Origin of the sequence: Nostoc cf. commune SO-36 (assembly GCF_023734775.1) — a bacterium.
Lineage (GTDB): Bacteria > Cyanobacteriota > Cyanobacteriia > Cyanobacteriales > Nostocaceae > Nostoc > Nostoc commune_A.
The window spans coordinates 1,153,053-1,173,080 of record NZ_AP025732.1 but is presented as its reverse complement, the minus strand read 5'-3'; the positions used below and the strand labels follow the sequence as shown (position 1 = coordinate 1,173,080).

Genomic DNA, 20,028 nt, shown 5'->3' with positions numbered 1-20,028 from the left:
CTTTGCGGTTCGTTAAAAAAATGGAATTTGATAACGAGTTAAGCCTTAACTAAACCGTATTGATATATAAGGTTTTTCCCCTTTCCTCCAAAACCCGACAAGTATTGTGTCCTGCTCTGTTTCTAACTATTTACCGACGGCTTCTTGACGATCTGCACCTTCCGCCATTGCGTGCAAAATTGTCTTTATATTCTTCTGTTCGCCACTGAGTTCCGCGATTGATTGCCCGTCACGTAGGACGATAACACGTTGCGAACCTTCAACTAGCTCTTCCACTTCCGATGAAATCATCACAACTCCTAACCCTTGCTCTGCTAGTTCGGCGATCAACTGCTGGATCTCGCGCTTTGCACCAACATCGATACCGCGAGTTGGCTCATCGAGGAGAAGAAGTTTTGTATTCTTGCACAGCCATCGCGCCAAAAGTACCTTTTGCTGATTGCCGCCTGAGAGTTCGTGGATCTTCTGCTCGGCGCTGGCTGCCTTGATGTCAAGACGCCGCATGAAACGCTCGACAAGCTCGTTCTGTTGTTTCCTGGAAACGATGCCCCATTGCGTCAGGTTCGGTAGTGCAGCAAGCGTGAGGTTTTCGCGTACCGAAAGCTCAGGGATGATGCCGTCCGCCTTGCGATCCTCTGAAAGGAAAGCTATGCCAGCAGCGATCGCATCATGAGGATCGCGCAAGGATAAAAGACTACCTTCGAGTTTTACGGTTCCACTCTCAAGCGGTTCAGCGCCGAACAAGGCACGCACCGTTTCACTTCGACCAGAGCCGAGCAAACCTGCAAGCCCGACGATTTCGCCATGCCGCATTTCAATGGAGACACCATCAAGTCGTTTTTTATATTTGAGAGCTTCTGCCTGGAGGAGTACTGGCCGATCTAGGATGTTTTGCGACTGTTCTCTAAACGCCGTGACTCCTTTGCTTACTTCTTCTGGCTGGCGACCCAGCATATAGCAAACGAGTTCCAGACGATTGAGCGTAGACAGCGATCGCGTCACAATGTTACGTCCATCACGCAATACCGTCACGCGATCGCACACGGCGTAAAGTTCTTCAAAACGGTGGCTGACGTAGACGATGGATGTTCCTTCCGACTTTAGCCGCCGCATGACGTTAAAAAGAACAGAGACTTCAGTTTCCGTCAGCGAACTTGTGGGTTCATCGAGGATAAGCACCCGCGCCCCAAAGGATATGGCGCGAGCGATCGCCACCATCTGGCGATGAGCAATATTAAGCGAACCAACCACTGAGCGCGGATCTATCTGCAACCCCAGGCGCTCCAAGATATCCGCCGCCCTAGTATTCATGACCCGTCTATCAATGATGCCGAAGCGATGCGGCTCCCTGCCAAGAAAAATATTCTCGGCAACAGTTCGGAAATCCACAAGCTGGATCTCTTGGTAGACGGCGACGATGCCTGCCGCCTGCGCTTCGGTCGGGTTCAAAAATGCAACGCTTTTCTGGTCGTACTCTATCACACCCGAATCTCGTCGATAAGCCCCCGTCATAATCTTGATGAGCGTCGATTTGCCAGCGCCATTTTCTCCGACCAGCGCATGAATCTCGCCTGGCCTCAGTTCAAAATCCACCCCCCAGAGCGCTGGCACGCCGGAAAAACTTTTTTTTATCCCCGTCATGCACAGGACATTTCGAGTCGCCTGATTCATCGGCTTTACCTATCTGACCTTCTTAATTACGAATTACGAATTACGAATTACGAATTACGAATTAGTATGCTTCATCTACGAAATCTTTAGCGTTGGTCACGTCGAAGAGTCTATCCTTGAGAATAATCCTAGTCGGAATTTTCTTGCCGGCAAAATACTCCTCCATCGTGGCGAAAACAAGTGTGCCAAAACGCGGGTTTGACTCGACACTCACGCCAAGCTCACCCCGGATAATCGCCTCAAGTGCGGCTTTCTGGCCATCGATTGAACCGACTATTACATCCTTGCCTGGCTTCATACCTGCGGATTTGAGAGCTTGGATAGCACCTAATGCCATTTCGTCGTTGTGAGCATACACTGCGGTGATGTCGGAACCCTTAGCCTGGATGATGTTTTCCATTACCCTCTGGGCCGCAGCCCGTGAAAAATCTGCCGTTTGCGTAGCGACGATCTTCATGTTGGGATAATTGGCGATCGCATCACGAAACCCCTTAGCCCGATCAATTGCCACAGATGAACCCGCTGTTCCAGTAAGTTCCACAATGGATGCTTTGCCGTCGGTTGCCTGGGCTAGCCATTCGCCAACGCGGCGGCCTTGGGCGATAAAATCCGACCCCAGAAAGCTAACGAAATGTTCGCCTGGTTTTCCTGCCGCTTCACGGTCGATGAGAAAAACTGGTATTTTTGCCGCCCTCGCTGCTTCGAGGGCGGGTGTAAGACCTTCATACTCTCGTGGTGCAAGAAATATGACATCAACTTGTCGTGCGATTAGATCCTCAATGTCGGCAAATTGCTTTGATGTTTGCCCCTGGGCATCTGTCATCAGAAAATCATAAGTTTTTTTACGCTTGGCGGCCTCCTCCTTAATGCTGTTTGTTTCGGCAATGCGCCACGGCCCGATGTTTTCCGTTTGCGAAAATCCGACAATTTTTTTCGTTTTCTCGCGCACACAACCAGACAGCGAAAAAGCCGCAACAGTAATCACAATGTAAGCGCTAAATAACAAGAACTTTGGCATATAGGCTCCGATACCTGAGCATCCAAAACAGGTTTGATTCTTCATAACCTCATCATGTCTGAACGCTACATTGAGCTAATCTCAAAACAAAGACTATAAGGATAAAACGTTGGGTTTCGTTCCTCAACCCAACGACAGATATTATAAGTCAGGACTTACGCAAAAATCGCCGAAAAGCTTAATTTATCGAACAGCCTTCTCTACAAGAGGCTTCCGCCAACGCGAAGCGTCTCGCAGAGAAGACGCCATCGCGCAACGTCTCGTTAGAGAAGAACGCCAAGAATTCGTAGAGCGTGCGTAAGTCCTATAAGTGTTTAACCGAACCTGATATTATTAATTTTGGTATTCAAGTTAATGTGCAATTTTATCTAAACAGAATTCAGGAGTAAGGAGTCAGAATTCAGTATGAATTCTGTACGAGTGGTGGATAGCGTAGCGTTAGCGACGCAGGAGCGTCTGACTCGCTTTCCGCGTCGCTATCAGTGGTGGGTCTGAATCCCCCACTAATTTATTCTGACTCCTGAATTCTGACTTCTGAATTCTTCTTCAATACCATTTCATCTTTTGACTAAAACTCAGGTAAATTATGTTTTACTCATCCACTAAATGGTTTGTAACGATAGGGTTGACTGTAATAGGTTTTGGAGCAAATTTACAAAGTGCAATTGCACAAACACAATATCCATTTTCAACCACTTACAATGCACAAACTACCCTTACGCCCATTACAGAAAATATTTTAAGAATAACAAGCGTTGGAGAGAACGTTGATGCAGCTTATGGTCTAACGAAACTCACAAATATAGGCTATGGGGAATTTAACTCAAATACAGGTGTAATTGTCATTGACTCAGACCCAGCAGAGTTTGGTTTAGACAACTTACCATCTGGCAATTTTGCAATTTCTGATGAAGGAGAAGATAGACTCTTTGGAATTGTTAGTGGTAGCGCTGTACTTGATTTCCCCAATTCTGTGGGAAGTGTGAATAATACTATATCTATTACTGGTGGCACTGGCAGATTTAGCGGTGCTACTGGAACGCTCCGGCTTTTAGAAAGTCTTACACTCGGCAACCCAGACATCACTGCTCCTGTAACAGGTTTGCCTTTAATTTCAGGTTCAATTCAAACATTTCAAACAGTCCCAGAGGCAAATCAGATAACAGGACTCCTTTCTATGGGAGTGATTGGTTTTTTTATATTGAATCGTCGACGCAGATTATCAAAAAACTGTTATGATAAATCTTTTTTATCTGTACTTGAGTGAATAGCTATGTTGAAATCTCGTAGCAAGTCTTCTTCCGCATCTCGCTCTTGCTTAAGTTCTCGAATCATTTCTTGACTAGAACCAATCAGCAAGCCAGCAACTGCACCAACGATTGCGTATTTTTGCTCTAAATCTTTATACATTTGACTCGTGTAAGGGCAAGGAAGCAAACTAGCAGTAATAAAACCAATTCCTGCACCTACAAATGCTGTGACAAAGCCAGAAAAAGCGATTAATTTAGCGTTCATTTGCTTCGCTCCAATGCTTATAACTTTGCTAAATTATCAGAACATACCCTATATTGTCTCAGTGGTTCCCAAAGTTACGGTTTAATCTTTACCTCTTGTAATATAGCGGTTCTGGGTGAGTAGGTACTCAACCCTACCTCTAACGCCCTCCCCGCAAGCAAGGAGGCAGGGCGGTTTTATCAAACAGAGAACTAGCTTTCTAAGTACAGTTTTGGGTAAAAGCGTAGCGTTTTTAATGCAAGCCAATGCGTTCACAATGCAAGTCGATGCGTTCACAATGCAAGTCGATGCATTCACAATGCAAGTTGATGCGTTCACAATGCAAGCCAATGCATTCACAATGCAAGTCGATGCGTTCACAATGCAAGCCAATGCGTTCACAATGCAAGTCGATGCTGTTCACATCCTTTTTTACAAGTTAGTCGGTAGGCGTAAAGCGAGCGTGTCTTTAGACCTGAGATATAAGCGACTCGTGCGGTTTTAACCGCATTCAGAATTAATTTCTAGTCCGTGGGATGGTAAAATATAGCTATGCCACAGGTAGAATAACCGCTAGCACAAATGGATAACCAACCCCAAAACGACTGGCTAGGAAAAAATAATGGATAGTGGCAAGCGTTATACCACGATAAAAAAAGCTAGGATGCCAACGAGCATTCATTCCAGTAAACAAAACTATTAATTGATTAAAGTACGGTAGGGCATACTGGAACTAGAGAATTTATTCTCTAACGCTTAGGGAGATGAAGCCCACTGGGGTTAGCTAAATTAAACTAGATGCTTGGTTGTATAAACGGGCTTCCGGTTTAAGTATTGCCGAAAGGATAGTTGATTTTAAGGCGCGTCCATGAACTAAGAATCTCAGTCGCTTCTCCCAAAGGGAGACGCAAGCGCGAACAGCGCTGAGAGTGTCAATTACTCGAATCATTACGTCTGTTATCATCAGCATTTTGCCTGACAATTACAGATGAATGTTGATGAGCATTCGTCGTTTGCGCACCGTCTTCAACTGGAGTTGGCATCGCTCTTGATTGTCCATCTTCGTTTCCATCTGGCGATGGCGGTTGGGAACGATTAGTAGGTTTATTCTTCAAGAAGCGTTCTTCCAAATTCTTGATGATTACATACAGCACTGGAACAATCAGCAAACTCAAGATTGTCGACCACGAGTAGCCCACCAAATAAGGCTGTTCCTAACGACCAGCGCGATGCAGAACCGGCTCCGGTGGCGATTACTAGGGGGAAAAATCCCAGCAAGGAGGCGCTTGAAGTCATGACAATCGGTCGGAACCGTTCTTGTGCTGCGGTTACGGCTGCTTGTCGAATTGTCATACCTTGTTCAAGGGCTTGATTGGCAAACTCTACTATCAAAATGGCGTTTTTTGATGCTAATCCAATCAGCATTACTAACGCTACGTTTGCGTAGACATCATTCACTAAACCGCGCAAAGCTAAGGCACTCAACGCACCTAACAACGCTAACGGTACAGTCAACAGAATAATCGCCGGATCAATATAACTTTCATACTGAGCAGCCAGTGTCAGAAACACCATAATGATTCCGAAGCCAAAAATCAAAATCCCTAAGTTACCTGCACTTAATTCTTCGCGGGCAGTGCCAATCCAGTCACTGCCAACCCCCTGTATTGCTGCTTCACTCACCGCTTGCTGCATTGCCTGAATCGCCTGTCCACTACTAAAGCCCGACGCTTCTCTACCTTGTAAACTGATGGCGCGAAAGCCGTTGTAATGGGAGATGACAGATGGGCCTGTAGTGGGTGTGATTTTTGCAACCTCACTCAATCGCACCATTTGGTTATTTGCCGATCGCACATAAAGCTGCCGAATATCATCTGGCGATCGCCGATAATTAGCATCTGCCTGAACATATACGCGGTAGGTACGCTGTCCCAAGGTAAAATCGTTGACATACTGCGAACCAATTGCCGTTGAAAGTGTGGTGACGGCTTGTTGAAAATCGATGTTAAGTGCTTCTAAACGAGTGCGATCGAAGTCAATTTGAAACTGTGGTGTACTGGCAGTAAATTGGGTAAAAACGCCGCCTTTGAGCGCCGGTTTTTGATTTGCTTGGGCAATCACCGCTTGAGCATTAGCAAAAAAATCATTGATTGTCAGTCTTCCGTTGGTACGGTCTTCTAGCTGTAACTCAAATCCCCCTAAGGTACTAAAGCCTTGAATCGGCGGGGGACTGACTGCGGTGATAATAGCTTCTGGAATCGTTGCAAATGCCCCATTTATTCGGGCTAAGATTGCAGAGGCGCTTTGATCGGGTTGAGTGCGTTCCTCCCACGGCTTGAGTTTTGCAAAGAACACGCCGCGATTTGAGCCACTACCGGCAAAACCAAATCCCGAAGTGGCAAAAACGTTACTCACCTCTGGTTCTTTTTCGAGAATTTGTTCGAGTTTTGTAATTACTTGATCGGTATAGTTGAGGGCAACTCCATCTGGTGCTTGAATAATACCTAAGACAATTCCCTGGTCTTCATTCGGAACAAAGCCGGTGGGAACATGGGTAAACATAAAATAAGTTGCAGCTAAACCAACCACAAATAATCCGATTACCACATAACGAACGCGAATCAGAAAATTCACCGTCGCTAAATTCTTTTCAATAATCCATTGTAAAATTTGATTGAAACGACCAAAAAACCAACCAAGCGGGCCGCGTGCAGGGCGAGGCGGACGGAGCAAAATTGCCGCTATACTCGGACTAAAGGAAAGGGCATTAAACGTTGAGATGGCGATTGAAAAAGCAATGATCAACGCGAACTGTTGATACATTTTTCCTGTCGAGCCTGGGAAAAATGCCACCGGGATAAAAACTGCCATCAATACCAGCGACGTTGAAACTACCGCTCCGGTAAGTTCATCCATTGCCTCGACTGATGCTTGAAGTGGTCGCATTCCCTGTTCAACTTTGCTGGCGATCGCTTCAACAACGATAATGGCATCATCTACAACTAATCCTGTTGCCAAAATTAAACCAAATAACGTTAAATTATTCAACGAGAATCCAAACACGTAAGCGAATGCTAACGCCCCAATCAGTGAAACAGGAATGGAAACCAGGGGAATAATTGTGGCTCGCCAGTTTTGCAGAAACAGAAAAATCACTAGTACGACAAGAGCGATCGCTTCAACTAGTGTTTTCAATACTTCTTCGAGTGACGCTTGCACAAATCCCACGGTATCGTAGACAATCTCAGATTTTAAACCCGGTGGAAAGTCTTTCATCAACTCATCCATCTGAGCCTGAACGTTTCTCGCCACATCCAGGGCGTTACTACCAGGTAACTGATAAATTGCGATCCCAATGGACGGTTTACCATTATTTCTGGCATTGCTGGTGTAAGTCTCCGAGCCGAGTTCTGCACGACCTACATCTTGGAGCCTAATTAAACTGCCATTACTTCCCGTTTGAATGACTAAATTTTCAAAATCTGACGCATTTTTAAATTGACCATTGACTCGCAACGGAATTTCATAACTTTGACCTGGAGGAACAGGCGATTGGCCTAATGTTCCGGCTCCGGCGAGAATGTTTTGCGATCGCAATGCCGTAGAGACATCTGACATAGTTAAGCCTCGACTTGCCAGTGCATTTGGATCAAGCCATAGCCGCATTGCATACTGCTTTTCACCAAAAATTGTTAAATCCCCAACTCCCGGCGTTCTCAGCAGTTGATCTCGCAAATTCAGATCAATATAGTTACTAATAAACAGCGCGTCATACTCATTATTTTCTGGATAAAGAGCATACACTAACAAAATACTAGTAGAAGATGTTTGCGCCGTCACACCGAATTGTTGCACAGTTGTCGGTAGACGAGGCGTAGCGCGGGCGAGGCGATTTTGGACATTCACTTGAGCAATATCTTTATCCGTTTGTGCCCCGAAATATACTGAGATTTGGCTACTACCTGCTGAACTGTTTGAGGTCATGTACTGCAATCCCTCAACGCCGTTAATTTGTCGCTCCAGTGTAGTTGTTACCGCAGTTTCGACAGTTTCCACATCCGCCCCAGTATAAGAAGCTGAGACTTGAACGCGAATCGGCGCAATATCTGGCAAGTAATTGAGCGGTAGCAATGGAATACACACGCCACCAACAAGCAGAATTAGTAGGGTACAAACGGTAGTTAATATCGGGCGTTTGATGAAGGTATTCGCGATCGAAAAAATCATAAATTATCCTGGATTTATGATACTGGTTGAATTGGTGCGCCTTCTCTAAGTTTGAGAATGCCAGAAGTTACAATCGTTTCGCCGGATTTAAGCCCATCGATAACTTGATAATTTGTGCCTTGAATATCTCCCAGACGCACTAAACGCTGATGCACAACTTGCTGTTGTTGTCCATTTACAGTTTTGTTTTCGGTGACAAACACAAAACTTTGTCCACCAATGCGAGAAATTGCAACGGTGGGAATCAAGATACCTGGTTGTCGATTCCAAATCACGCGAGCTTGAACGTATTGCCCATCGCGCAATCGCCCTTGGGAATTCCGAAAACGGGCTTTGCTCAAAACTGACTGTTGATTAGAACTTACATTTGGAGAAATGTAGCTAATCGCACCTGTACCAAGCACTTGCTGGGTAGTGGGATCGATTAACTGCACGGGTAAGTTCGTTCTTAATTGGGGCAATCGATTTGAGGGTATAGAAAGATTGAGATCCAGTGAATCGTTTTGTGTAAGTGTGGTGATTGTTTGTCCGATGTTGACATAATCTCCAACCTTGACCGGAAATTCACCGACTACGCCAGTAATGGGTGCTACCACTTGCTTAAAATTGAGGCTGACTCGCGCGGCAGCCGTGCTTGCTTGAGCTTGGCGGATATTTGCCTGTGCTTGCCGAACGGCTGCCCTAGCTGCTGCAACTTGCTTTTCGGCTGTTTGGAGGTCTGCTTGAGCAGTTTGTAAATTATTTCGGCCAATGTCTGATTCTTGCCTAGCTACGGCTCCTTCTGTAACTAACTCTTGGGTACGATTGAACTGTGTCCGTTGCAGTTGAACATTTGCAGCTGCTTTGGTGCGTTGGGCTTCGGCTTGTTGTTGCTCTGCTTGAGCAGTAGCCAATGCTGCTTGCACCGAATTAGCAGCTGCGATCGCACTGGTGACATTAGCTTGAGCCTGATCTAAACTCAAAGATGCGATCGGCGTACCCTGCTGCACCCTCTGTCCACTCGAAACGAGAATTGATTCGATTCGTCCCTGGGTTTGGGGTTGTAGCGTAACTTTTTGCTGCGCCTCCAACGATCCAACAAACTCGGAACTTTCTTCGATTGTACCTGCGTCAATTCTCTGAAGTTTCACTGGTAATGGTGGCGGGTTTTGAGCATTTGCTGCCGGCTCGTTTTTTTGACAACCACTCGTCAAAGCTGTGACCATTAGTACGATAACTAATACTGGATTTGCGACTAATCGGTTTAAGTATTTAAGTAGATAATCACGTTTTAACATAAAACAAAATGCTGATCAGCTAAATCTATACACTGCATAACTTTTCCATCTCAAGCCAAGGGAATGAGAAAGCTTAATAACACCAGCTTTAAGGCAGTAGATTTTCTAGGAATCTAGATATTGATCGTTAAATGCATCTTTCATCTGAATCGCGGCTTAACCTCAAACAAACTCATCTTTAAAAATCTCTGGATTAATACTATGTGAGTTTGAGGAATTAAAAAAAATACCAAAGATAGAGATAATTAAGTTTGTAGGGTAGATATCAAAGGTTTTTGAAAATCATAAGTATCTGACTTTTTATTTTCATGTTGAGAAGGAAAATCACCTCCAACCATTCCAGTCTGGTGGGAGTAAGCTTGCTGAAGTCTAGATGTAAATAAGGAAGCCTAAATAGTATGTATAAAAAAATACAAAAGTTTTGCAGTGAAAATTACCAAACTATTTTTTGCTAGTATAATTGCTCTCGCTCTCAGCTTAGTTATAGCGCAATATCTATAATAATTAGGATATTCCGAAGTTTCCCAAAATTGTTATTAATGTCAGTTTTTATGTTTGAACAACAAAGAGAAAATATACAACTTCATGCTAAACAGTTAGCTACTGAAGCTTTACAAAAATCAGAACCATCGGCATGGTTTGAAGTTTTATATGCCGAAGCTCAAGGTGATGCAAAACTAATTCCTTGGGCAAAATTAGCTCCTCACCCTTATCTACAAGATTGGTTAACGAATCATCAACCGTTCGCTTCTGGAAAGAAAGCGCTAGTTATTGGTTGTGGCTTGGGAGATGATGCACAAGCTTTAGCTAATCTGGGATTTGAGGTAACTGCTTTTGATATTTCCCCCACGGCTGTTGCTTGGTGTAAGCAGCGATTTCCTAATTCGACTGTTAACTATGTAGTTGCAGATTTGTTAGCAATTCCCCCACAGTGGCATCTTGGGTTTGACTTTGTTTTTGAATGTCGTAATATTCAATCTCTGCCGTTGAATGTGCGTTCTTGGGTTATTTCTTCAGTTGCCTCTGTCGTTGCTCCTGGTGGTACACTTTTACTAATTACTCGTATTCGAGATACAGAAGCTGAACCCTCCGGCCCACCTTGGCCATTATCAGACTCGGAACTCAAGCAGTTTGAAAGTTTGGGATTACAGCAAGTAGAAAAACTTGAGTTTTTAGAATCTGAGCTTCTTGAGGTTAAGCATGTGCGGATTGAATATCATTTGAGCTTCGGCTAGTACTCCGGTAGAGAGATCATTTAGTGTTAAATTCGTCAATAAGTAGTATTCTTGCAGATAAATGCATTTTTGTCCGGTGAAGCTGGTAACATACTCGTTGTAGTTTGCATTTACGAGTGAAAACGTAAAAACACTCATTTATTAAGGTGATTGCTCACTTGTGGCTAAGTAGAGCAATTACCTACTTTTTATGTTCAGAGTTTTGGGATGAGGGGGCTAGCACTGCAACCATTAAAGTATTGCAACAAATATAATTGGCATAATCAATCCCTGTGGTTAGGGATTAATCATGGCGATCGCTCCTACGGAACTGCGATCGCTTTTCTATACAATTGCTTTCATAGCTTCATAAGTAGGTAGGCATGATTAAATATTAAGATGTCATTGCGAGTGAAGCGAAGCAATCGCAAAGTCTCTGGGATTGCTTCGCTTCACTCGCAATGACGGAACATATTGTATTTATTTACGCCCATTTACTTAGCAAAACATATTCTATCTGCCGCGTGGGTAGTTAGTATAACAAAGTCATCACTACTTGGTAAGATTATAGAGGGTTAAATTTTCTAACCAGCGTTGTATATACAAGAGTTCTGATGGAGTAGTTTAATATTCAATGATTTATTATCTCAACTCTGAGAAATAATACTTACAGCAGTTTTCATGTATTTGAACCACATCTGTCGTAGAGGCGCAACACCTTGTGCCCCTATAGGTTAGTCTATTTAGCTGAAAATAGCTGTAAGCAAATAAAATCTATCTTAAGATATCAATTCTTTGTACAAAAGATAGTTGCTGAGAATATATATATTGTGAGACAAAACATAATAATCATATACTTTACTAGGACTTACGCACTGTACAAACGAATGATCTTGTGTATTAACGTAAATAGGTCGTTTCAGCCTTTTCCAAACCACCCTTTATTAGTTGCGATCGCAAAAAGATAGTTGAAAAATTTAGCTAAAAGCTTTGAAAAGCATACCTGTCATTTCGGCTTTTCTGTCAATGCGTAAGTCCTATTTACTTAAAAAAAAGGAGGCAAAATTTGTCAAAAAACTAATTTGATAACTACAACCTTTTAAAGGGTGAAGCAGAAAATGGCTAGAATTACTGCTCAGATTGAGGAAGTGCTAATTGAGTACCATACTCTAAATAAAATCTCCAAATTTAAAGGCAAGAAATTAATAATGTTGAGTAATAAATGTTACTTAACATATTATATAAAGCCGCAGCTTGTGACTGGCTGATACAACTATTACTAGCCTGTCTCTGAGCCGATTCCAGAAAAAAGTACTGGTACTAGTAACGATCATGACGCGATCTCCAAATTCAGGAAACAATCAGGAACCATCTAATCCTCGTCTGTGGCTCCTGCTTTTAGGACGTACTAGTTTGGCTGTGGGTGTGGTTTTGCTGATTGGAATTGCATTCGGTGCTTGGTGGGCTAGAAGCTATATATATAAAGATTTAGCGCCATTAGTACAGCAAAATCTTCAGCAATTGTTGGGGCGTCCAGTAAAAGTTGGGAATGTTGAACGTTTTTCGCTCTCTAGTCTAAGATTTAGCTCTCTATCGATACCAGCAACCCCCACAGATCAAGATCAGGTGGTAGCGAAAGCCTTAGATGTACAGTTTTCGCCCTTGGAACTTCTCTTCACTCGAAAACTAGCATTAAACGTCACGTTAGTTCAGCCCAATGTCTACATTCAACAGGATAAAGATGGCCGTTGGGTAACAGCCCAAGTTAAGGCTGGGGAAGGACAAGGCTTTATTCAAACCGACTTGGAGACACTTCAAATTCAAGATGGGAATGTAGAGTTATCGCCAGCCTCCGCACCAACTAGACCGAAAGGCTCAGTCATATTAAATCAAGTTGGTGGTATTGCCCGATTTTTTGATCAAAATCAACGAATTGCTTATGACCTCAATGGTCAACTCGCCAGGGGAGGTGCAGTTAAAATCTCTGGTGAAACACAAACAAAAGCTGAACAAACTAACCTCAAGCTACAAGCACAAAATTTGCTAGCTTCTGATATTAGTAGATTAGTTGAGTTGCCAATCGCCTTGCAAGCAGGGCGTTTAGATGCTGACTTAGGGGTTCAAATTCCACCCAAACTGTCAGAAATAGCCGTTACGGGAACGGCTACAGCTAATCAAATTACTGCCAAAATTCCAAATATTCCTCAGCCAATTTCTAATTTCAATGGGAGATTTATATTTCAGGATCAAACAGTTGCTTTAGAAAATCTGAATACGAACTTTGGCAAAGTTCCCATTTTGGCTAATGGAACAATTAATACCCAAACAGGTTTTAATGTCTCTGCTCAAATAAAACCTATTAGTGCGAAAAATATCTTAGATACGTTGAATGTAAATTCGCCAGTTCCAGCTAGTGGCGAAGTCCAAGCAAATATTAAGGTAGACGGCCCACTTCTGCAACCAGTCGTTAGCGGTACGGTAAGCAATACAAAACCTATTCAAGTTGACCGCCTTCAATTTAAAACCGTCAACACTAATTTCCGCTTGAATGTATCTGAAAATGCGTCTCAACTTACCGTCTCTAATCTGAATTTAGTCCCCGCAGCAGGTGGTCAAATTACAGGAAGTGGTCAAGCTTATATAGGAGCCAAAGACAACGTAATCTTTAATGCTCAAGTTGATGGTGTGTCAGGAGATATACTAGCACGTAACTACGGCGTTAATCTACCGATCGCAATTGGGAATGTTTCAGCAAAAGCACAAATTACTGGCTCAATTGGTAAACAGCCCTTAAACCTTGAGATTTCCAATGCTCAGATAACACCGCCAACCGGTGGGAAAATTACAGCCAATGGTCAAATTCAACTGGCTCCTCAAGGTCAGGTAGGCGTAAATATTCAAGCTCAAGGTATACCAGGAAATGCGATCGCTCAAGGTTACAATATTTCAACTCCCCTGAATCTTGGTGGTATATCTGCAAACGCAAAAGTTTCTGGCTCTCTAGGTAGACCATTAAACGTCAATATTGCTAGCGTTCAAGCAAATCCAGAGGTCGGAGGGCAAGTAACAGCTAGCGGCCAACTTCTGCTTGCACCCCAAGGGAGGGTGGCGTTGAATGTCCAAGCACAAAATTTACCTGGGGATGCGATCGCACGAGCCTACAATACTTCACCCGGCATTACCATTGGGAATGTATCGGCAAATGCGAATATTTCCGGCACTCTGAATAATCTGCAAGCAGTAGCGCGGGTGCAAGCGCCTACCGCCACCTATCCCACAACCGGACGAGTTGTTGTTGCTCAACAAGGTGAGAATATCGTCTTTCCAAATGCGGTTTTTAACGTGGCAGGCGGTACAATCAGAGCTACAGGTCAACTTGCACAACAACGCTGGCAAGGGACTGTCAACACTTCTCAAATTCAACTTGACCGTTTCTCACCACAACTGCGAGGACGGCTTAATAGTAATATTGAGTTAGCAGGTACAACAGAATCTTTCCAGCTTGCAGATATTCGTGCCGCCGGACAAATCCGCCTTTCCCAAGGGGTAGCACTGCTAGCACAACCGCTCACCGCTCATTTTCAGTGGAATGGACAGCAGATTATCGTTGAAAATGCAAGTACCGCAGGATTGAGTGCTAATGGTACGATCGCTATTCAAACTCCACCAACTGGCGCACCGGAAATTGCGGGATTTAATTTAAATGTACTGGCACAGAATTTCAACTTACAAAATACTGGTTTTGAAATTCCTGGTGACGTAGAAGTAGCGGGGTTACTTGATTTTAAGGGACAAGTTACAGGTACTCCAGATGTTCCGCAAGCTACTGGCAATATCCGACTGCGGAATTTCCAGGTTAGTGACTTGGCGTTTGACCCGCTTTTAACTGGAAACGTGAATTTTCAAGGAGGACAGGGGGCAAGTCTGCGATTAGCTGGGCAGCAAGACAGGATAGCGCTGAATTTGGGTGCAGATTATCGTCCCACTTCATTTTTAGTTCGACGCGATGGAGCAGTTGCCACAGGTAGAATTGAGGGAGAGAACTTACTCATTAACGCTCAACAGTTTCCCATCGCTCTGATTGGAGGCTTTTTACCGAACAATCAATTGCAACCACTAGCGGGACAACTATCGGGAGATTTAGTTGTCAATCTGAATAATTATGCCATTGCCGGAGACGTTGCGATCGCCCAGCCTCGGATTGGCAGAATTACAGCAGATGAATTTCGCGGCAGCATCAATTATGCCGATGGTACTGCTAGCTTATCTAATGGTCAATTGCAAATTGGAGATAGCAATATCGCCCTCAGTGGCAATGTGCAACCAGGGAATGACCCGCAATTTCAATTTCAAGCTAATTTTCACCAAGCCAGAATCCAGAGACTTTTACAAACGTTTAATATCTTCGACTTTCAAGACTTTGGTACTGGGTTGGAACTACCAAATTTAGCTGGAGCAGAAGTACTTGACACTGAGTCTGTCACTTTACCCGATGCAGATTTGCTCACCCAGCTAGCATATTTCTCAAAAATTGTCGCATTGGTAGCACAACAACAGCAAGAAGAGAGAAATGAAACTGCATCTTTACCCACCCTTGCAGAATTAACGGGTACTTTGAGCGGAGCAATTACAGCGAATGGCTCATTAAAATCTGGGTTAAATGTCGGCTTTAATTTTCAAGGTGCTAATTGGCAATGGGGAGATTACTCCATTAATCAAGTCGTTGCTCAGGGCAATTTTGCCGATGGAATCGTCACACTTTCGCCGTTGAGTGTTGGCATAAATCAAGGACTGGTGGCTTTTTCGGGACAGTTAGGAACTGAGCAACTATCTGGCAACTTGAATGTAGCAAGTTTACCTTTATCGCTTTTACAGCCTTTTATAGAACAATACCCCATAGATATTACTGGTAATATAAATGCCGATGCCACATTGGGGGGTAGTTTACAAGACCCTAGTGCTAGAGGAGAAGTGACATTAGCCAATGCGACTCTCAACAAGCAACCTGTACAAGCAGGACAAGTAAACTTTGATTACAACAATGCTCGATTGAATTTTGATAGTAGCTTACTAGTGACAGGAACGCAGCCAGTTACCATTACAGGTAGCGTCCCTGCTCCGTTACCTTTTGCCGAAGTGCAGCCGGATAGCAATCAAATCAGCATCAATGCCAATGTGCAAAATGAAGGATTGGCATTATTAAACCTATTTACCAACAATCAAGTCGCTTGGGTAGACGGCCGAGGACAAGTAAATTTAAATGTTCAAGGTACTTTAGACCAACCAATTATCATTGGAAACGCCACACTTAATGATGCAACTTTTAGCGCTGAAGCTTTATCTGAACCCCTAACGAATGTCACAGGGACAGCGCAATTTAATGGCGACACAGTGAATGTCCAAGGTATCCAAGGCACTTACAATGAAGGGCAAGTAAGTGCATCAGGCATCCTCCCGATTCTTCAGCCTCAGCAAGGCGTAGTAAATCCTCTCACAGTATCAATAGCAGACAAACTCAACTTTGAAATTGCAGGACTGTATGAAGGCGGTGTTGGTGGCGATATTGTGCTTCGCGGAACAGCGCTAAAACCTGTAATTGGTGGAGAGGTTCAGCTGAGTGATGGTCAGGTGATTATTGGCAACTCGGCTACTGGTGAGAAAAAATCAGCAGCGACAGCAGCGGCTAACGCTAACGTCATAAATAGAGAAGAGTTTAAAATTAATGTCACACCTACAGCAGAGAGTAATCCTAACCCAGTGATTACACCAGAAAGTAGCACTAGGACAGCAACTCCACCCAATTTACCTATAGAGTTTGCAGATTTAAGGTTAATTCTGGACGACGATGTTCGTGTTACCAGTCAATCCTTTCTCGACTCAATACCAGGAGCAGCCGTCTTGAGTCAGCCTCTATTGAGCTTTGATGCAAAAGGCGACTTGACCATTAATGGTACATTAGCGAAACCGCGTCCTGAAGGAGTCATTCGTTTGACAGGAGGACGAGTAAGTTTATTTTCCACTGAGTTCACCTTGGAACGGGGCTACGAACACACTGCGCGGTTTATTCCAAGTCAAGGACTTGACCCTACTTTGGATGTCCGACTGCTCACAATTGTACCTGAAGCATCGGCAACGAATAATCGAATTTTGGAATCACCATTGTCTGCTGAAATCAGCGATGTTTCTGCTATTAACTTTGGAACTTTACGTACAGTTCGCGTTCAAGCCAGGGTCAACGGGCCAGCTAGTGAATTGGGCGAAAATCTGGAACTGACGAGTGAACCTAACCGTAGCCAGGGAGAAATAGTTGCTTTACTGGGTGGCTCGATTCTTGGTTCTTTCGGTCAAGCAGATGCAGGACAAGGGCTGACTAATTTCGCTAGTTCTACCATTTTAGGTGGTTTGCAAGGAACTATTACTGCGATTGGACAGGCTATTGGTTTCAGTGAGTTTCGGATATTTCCCACCCCAATCACTAGTAATGAAAAAACGACAGCTTCAATTCTGAATTTATCAGCAGAAGGTGTGTTTGACATCAGTAGAAATTTATCTGCCTCTTTATCACGCCCTCTTTCTAGCGATGAGTCTTTCCGTTATAACGTGCTTTATCGACTCAATGATGAAATTTTGATGCGAGGCTCAACTAATTTGGGGGATGAAAATCAATTCCAAGTTCAGTATGAAACCAGATTTTAGAGCAATACAGTTTAGTTATAGCTTTGCAATAGATTTAAGGAATTGACAAAAAATAGTTTTGGATAAATTATTTTTATATGTCAACTTCAGCCCAAACCTTTTTAAAACTTCGTTTCCAGCCAGAGGTAATCTCTACAAGCTGGTTCTAGGAAGGTTTTTACCTTAAATTGAGACACCGTAGCCCCGCGATCGCAAAGGGGTATAATGACTAGAGAAGCTCTTATACAGTTAGCAAAGCAATTTCATCATCTTTCTCCCCTGCTCCTACTAAACAATTTAGTTTCAAAAAGTAAATGGTGAATTTTTGACTTGCTAATGCCCAATAATTTATTGAGAAGTTAGGATGAAATTACCATCGAACTTCAGTTGAGATATTTTCTTCTGAGGCAATTAAAAACATCAAATAGCAACGTTTATTCTGTCAAGTTTTACCAATTTTTAGTAAATTTAAATTACCAATCTCATGCCAAATCGTCATTATCCTCCTGCTTACTTACGCTATCTCAAAGCCAGGTTATTGAATCTAGGGCGACCTAGTTTTTGGGTAACTGCAATTTTTTTATCTGTAATCGGACTAGTAACCTGGGAATACTGGTCAAACCCCAATATTTTCGTTTCTAAGCAAAAAACCCCAGCCACTTCACAAAAGCCTGCTGATTCCTCACTCTCAGAAGAAAACAAAGCTATTGCAGCAGATATTGATAACCTACCAGCTTTGTTTAATGATTTTGAGCAAGCACCTCTCTCATTAACTGCAAATACGCCCCAGGAAAAGACTGAGGCAAAAAACAGCAAAGGCTTATTAGAGGATGCAATTAAAAAACAAAATTCTGCTAGTGATAGCAAATTAAATCCTGGTTTAGGTGTTAATACCGACACTTCCCCAGCCATGAAAAATCCCTTTGTAGTACAAACAGAAAATTTATTGCGTGCTGGGACGGTTAATAGTAATAACCAGTTTCTGGGTATTAAAACCTTAAATGCGGCATCTGAACCAACAGAGGGTCAACAAACATCCTCTAGTTTGAGTATTGGATTGACTAATCAAACTAACAAGAATCAAAATACTCTCCCTGTCAGCCCTCTGCAATCAGCGCTCAACCAATCGACAAACCAGAAATTGTCTAGCTTTAATGGTTCTGCAACTCGAACAAATGCGTCGAGTCAAGTATCAGAGGCAGGAACAACGTTAATGCCACCCATCAACAGCTTACCCAGTCAGTCTCTACCAAGCACTGGGTTAACTACTGGGGGACGCTACACATCAACGGGTACAAACTTACCACAAAATCCTGACAATACTATTTACACTAATTTAAATGGTGGTCAGGTAGTCCCTGGTAGTGGGTCAACGGGTACGAACTTGCCACAAAATCCTGACAACACTATTTACACTAATTTAAATGGTGGTCAGGTAGTGCCTAATATAGCACCAGTAACGCCCCCATTCACCTCTACTGCACCAAATAATCTTGTACCTTACTCTAGTCCGAGTCAAGGTGTTGTCAACCCTACAAACCCTGTGGGATATGGAAATTATGGCTTGCAGCAGCCAACACAACACCCACAGTCCAATTATGGAAATTATGGCTTGCAGCAGCCAACACAACAGCCACAGTCTAATTATGGGAATTATATTTTGCAGCAACCAACACAGTCAAATTCCTTATATCTGCGGCAGATTCGAGACAAGTATAGAAGTCCGGGTCAAAACTGATTTTAAGCACGTCGCTTAACTGAATAAATTTTAGTTAAGGAGATTGTGGGCTATTTGGAATAATGGGAACCTCTGGTGTTTCGGGTTGTTGCTGTTGTCGTTGTAAATATTTACTCAGTACATAAGCCATATCTCCACGGGTTACGGGTTTTAATGGAGAAATATTTCCTTGAGCATCTGTGTTAAGAAATCCCTCAGTAGCTACTGTAGCGATCGCTTTTCTAGCCCAAGCTGGGATAGACTTTGCATCTGGATATGAAGCCAGAATTTCATTCACAGAATCATCGGGAAACTGAAAGACACCGTAAGCCTGAGCGAAAATAGCTAGAGCTTCTGCCCTTGTCACCTTTTGGTTAGGGAAAAATTCATTACCCCGATAGCCTTTCATGATGTCAGTTTTTAAAACTGTCTGTATATCATTAAATGCCCAATGAGAACGAGGAACATCTGGAATCGCTAAATTTCCTTTGTTAACAGCTTCTCTTTTATTTAGCCCAAATGCTTTCACCATAATCGACGCTAATTCTGCCCTACTCAGTAACCTTTCTGGGTAAAATTTGCCATCAGAAAAGTTTGTCATCCATTTGGCAGCAGTTACCTTTTGAATATAATCAGATGAGATTCCAGAAGTAGATTCTGGGACTTGAGCGATCGCTGGCAAGTTTTGTAGTAGTGCCAATAAAGATAGAGTAATTGAAAGCTGACGCATCATGA

General features: G+C 43.3%; 13 protein-coding genes. 4 read left to right on the top strand and 9 right to left on the bottom strand.

Going from position 1 to position 20,028, the window contains the following annotated elements; translation table 11 throughout:
- Nucleotides 1-126: 126 nt before the first annotated feature.
- Together ANSO36C_RS05100 and ANSO36C_RS05095 are read right to left on the bottom strand one after the other, a co-directional pair.
- Nucleotides 127-1,671, bottom strand: a complete 1,545-nt coding sequence (locus ANSO36C_RS05100) for a sugar ABC transporter ATP-binding protein (protein ID WP_251958659.1) — start codon at nucleotides 1,669-1,671, stop codon at nucleotides 127-129.
- 61 nt (nucleotides 1,672-1,732) lie between these two features.
- Nucleotides 1,733-2,734 carry an ABC transporter substrate-binding protein gene (locus ANSO36C_RS05095; protein WP_251958658.1) on the bottom strand — a complete coding sequence of 334 codons (1,002 nt, stop codon included), beginning with the start codon at nucleotides 2,732-2,734 and terminating at the stop codon, nucleotides 1,733-1,735.
- Nucleotides 2,735-3,275: 541 nt separating this feature from the next.
- Between ANSO36C_RS05095 and ANSO36C_RS05090 the strand changes: the two genes are divergently transcribed.
- Entirely contained in the window at nucleotides 3,276-3,956 is a 681-nt protein-coding gene (locus ANSO36C_RS05090; RefSeq protein WP_251958657.1) for a hypothetical protein, read from the top strand.
- Here the strand turns inward: ANSO36C_RS05090 and ANSO36C_RS05085 are convergent.
- From ANSO36C_RS05085 to ANSO36C_RS05060, 6 genes are all read right to left on the bottom strand, one after another.
- On the bottom strand, nucleotides 3,923-4,204 hold the full coding sequence (locus tag ANSO36C_RS05085) for a hypothetical protein (protein WP_251958656.1): 282 nt from the start codon (nucleotides 4,202-4,204) through the stop codon (nucleotides 3,923-3,925). The genes ANSO36C_RS05090 and ANSO36C_RS05085 overlap by 34 nt on opposite strands.
- 232 nt (nucleotides 4,205-4,436) lie before the next feature.
- On the bottom strand, nucleotides 4,437-4,607 hold the full coding sequence (locus tag ANSO36C_RS05080; protein ID WP_251958655.1) for a hypothetical protein: 171 nt from the start codon (nucleotides 4,605-4,607) through the stop codon (nucleotides 4,437-4,439).
- Nucleotides 4,608-4,967: 360 nt separating this feature from the next.
- The gene (locus ANSO36C_RS05075) at nucleotides 4,968-5,132 is read right to left on the bottom strand and encodes a hypothetical protein (RefSeq protein WP_251958654.1); all 165 of its coding nucleotides are present in this window, start codon (nucleotides 5,130-5,132) and stop codon (nucleotides 4,968-4,970) included.
- Nucleotides 5,116-5,298 carry a hypothetical protein gene (locus ANSO36C_RS05070; protein ID WP_251958653.1) on the bottom strand — a complete coding sequence of 61 codons (183 nt, stop codon included), beginning with the start codon at nucleotides 5,296-5,298 and terminating at the stop codon, nucleotides 5,116-5,118. The genes ANSO36C_RS05075 and ANSO36C_RS05070 overlap by 17 nt, the downstream gene beginning before the upstream one ends.
- Nucleotides 5,288-8,410: an efflux RND transporter permease subunit gene (locus ANSO36C_RS05065; RefSeq protein ID WP_251958652.1), complete on the bottom strand. Its 3,123-nt coding sequence runs from the start codon at nucleotides 8,408-8,410 to the stop codon at nucleotides 5,288-5,290. Before ANSO36C_RS05065 ends, ANSO36C_RS05070 begins: the two co-directional genes overlap by 11 nt.
- A 14-nt stretch (nucleotides 8,411-8,424) precedes the next feature.
- On the bottom strand, nucleotides 8,425-9,687 hold the full coding sequence (locus ANSO36C_RS05060; RefSeq protein WP_251958651.1) for an efflux RND transporter periplasmic adaptor subunit: 1,263 nt from the start codon (nucleotides 9,685-9,687) through the stop codon (nucleotides 8,425-8,427).
- 551 nt (nucleotides 9,688-10,238) lie between these two features.
- On the opposite strand from ANSO36C_RS05060, the gene ANSO36C_RS05055 reads away from it, so the two are divergent.
- The 3 genes from ANSO36C_RS05055 (at nucleotide 10,239) to ANSO36C_RS05045 (ending at nucleotide 19,314) form a co-directional block, all read left to right on the top strand.
- A complete protein-coding gene (locus tag ANSO36C_RS05055) occupies nucleotides 10,239-10,922 on the top strand; it encodes a class I SAM-dependent methyltransferase (RefSeq protein WP_251958650.1) in 684 nt (227 codons plus the stop codon).
- A 1,311-nt stretch (nucleotides 10,923-12,233) separates the two neighbouring features.
- Nucleotides 12,234-17,597 (top strand): translocation/assembly module TamB domain-containing protein, encoded by a 5,364-nt coding sequence (locus ANSO36C_RS05050; protein ID WP_251958649.1) that lies wholly within the window; start codon nucleotides 12,234-12,236, stop codon nucleotides 17,595-17,597.
- 463 nt (nucleotides 17,598-18,060) lie between these two features.
- Complete coding sequence (locus ANSO36C_RS05045) at nucleotides 18,061-19,314, top strand: hypothetical protein (protein ID WP_251958648.1); 1,254 nt, start codon at nucleotides 18,061-18,063, stop codon at nucleotides 19,312-19,314.
- 34 nt (nucleotides 19,315-19,348) lie between these two features.
- On the opposite strand, the gene ANSO36C_RS05040 is transcribed toward ANSO36C_RS05045, so the two are convergent.
- Entirely contained in the window at nucleotides 19,349-20,023 is a 675-nt protein-coding gene (locus ANSO36C_RS05040) for an S-layer homology domain-containing protein (RefSeq protein WP_251960252.1), read from the bottom strand.
- Between the last annotated feature and the right edge of the window lie 5 nt (nucleotides 20,024-20,028).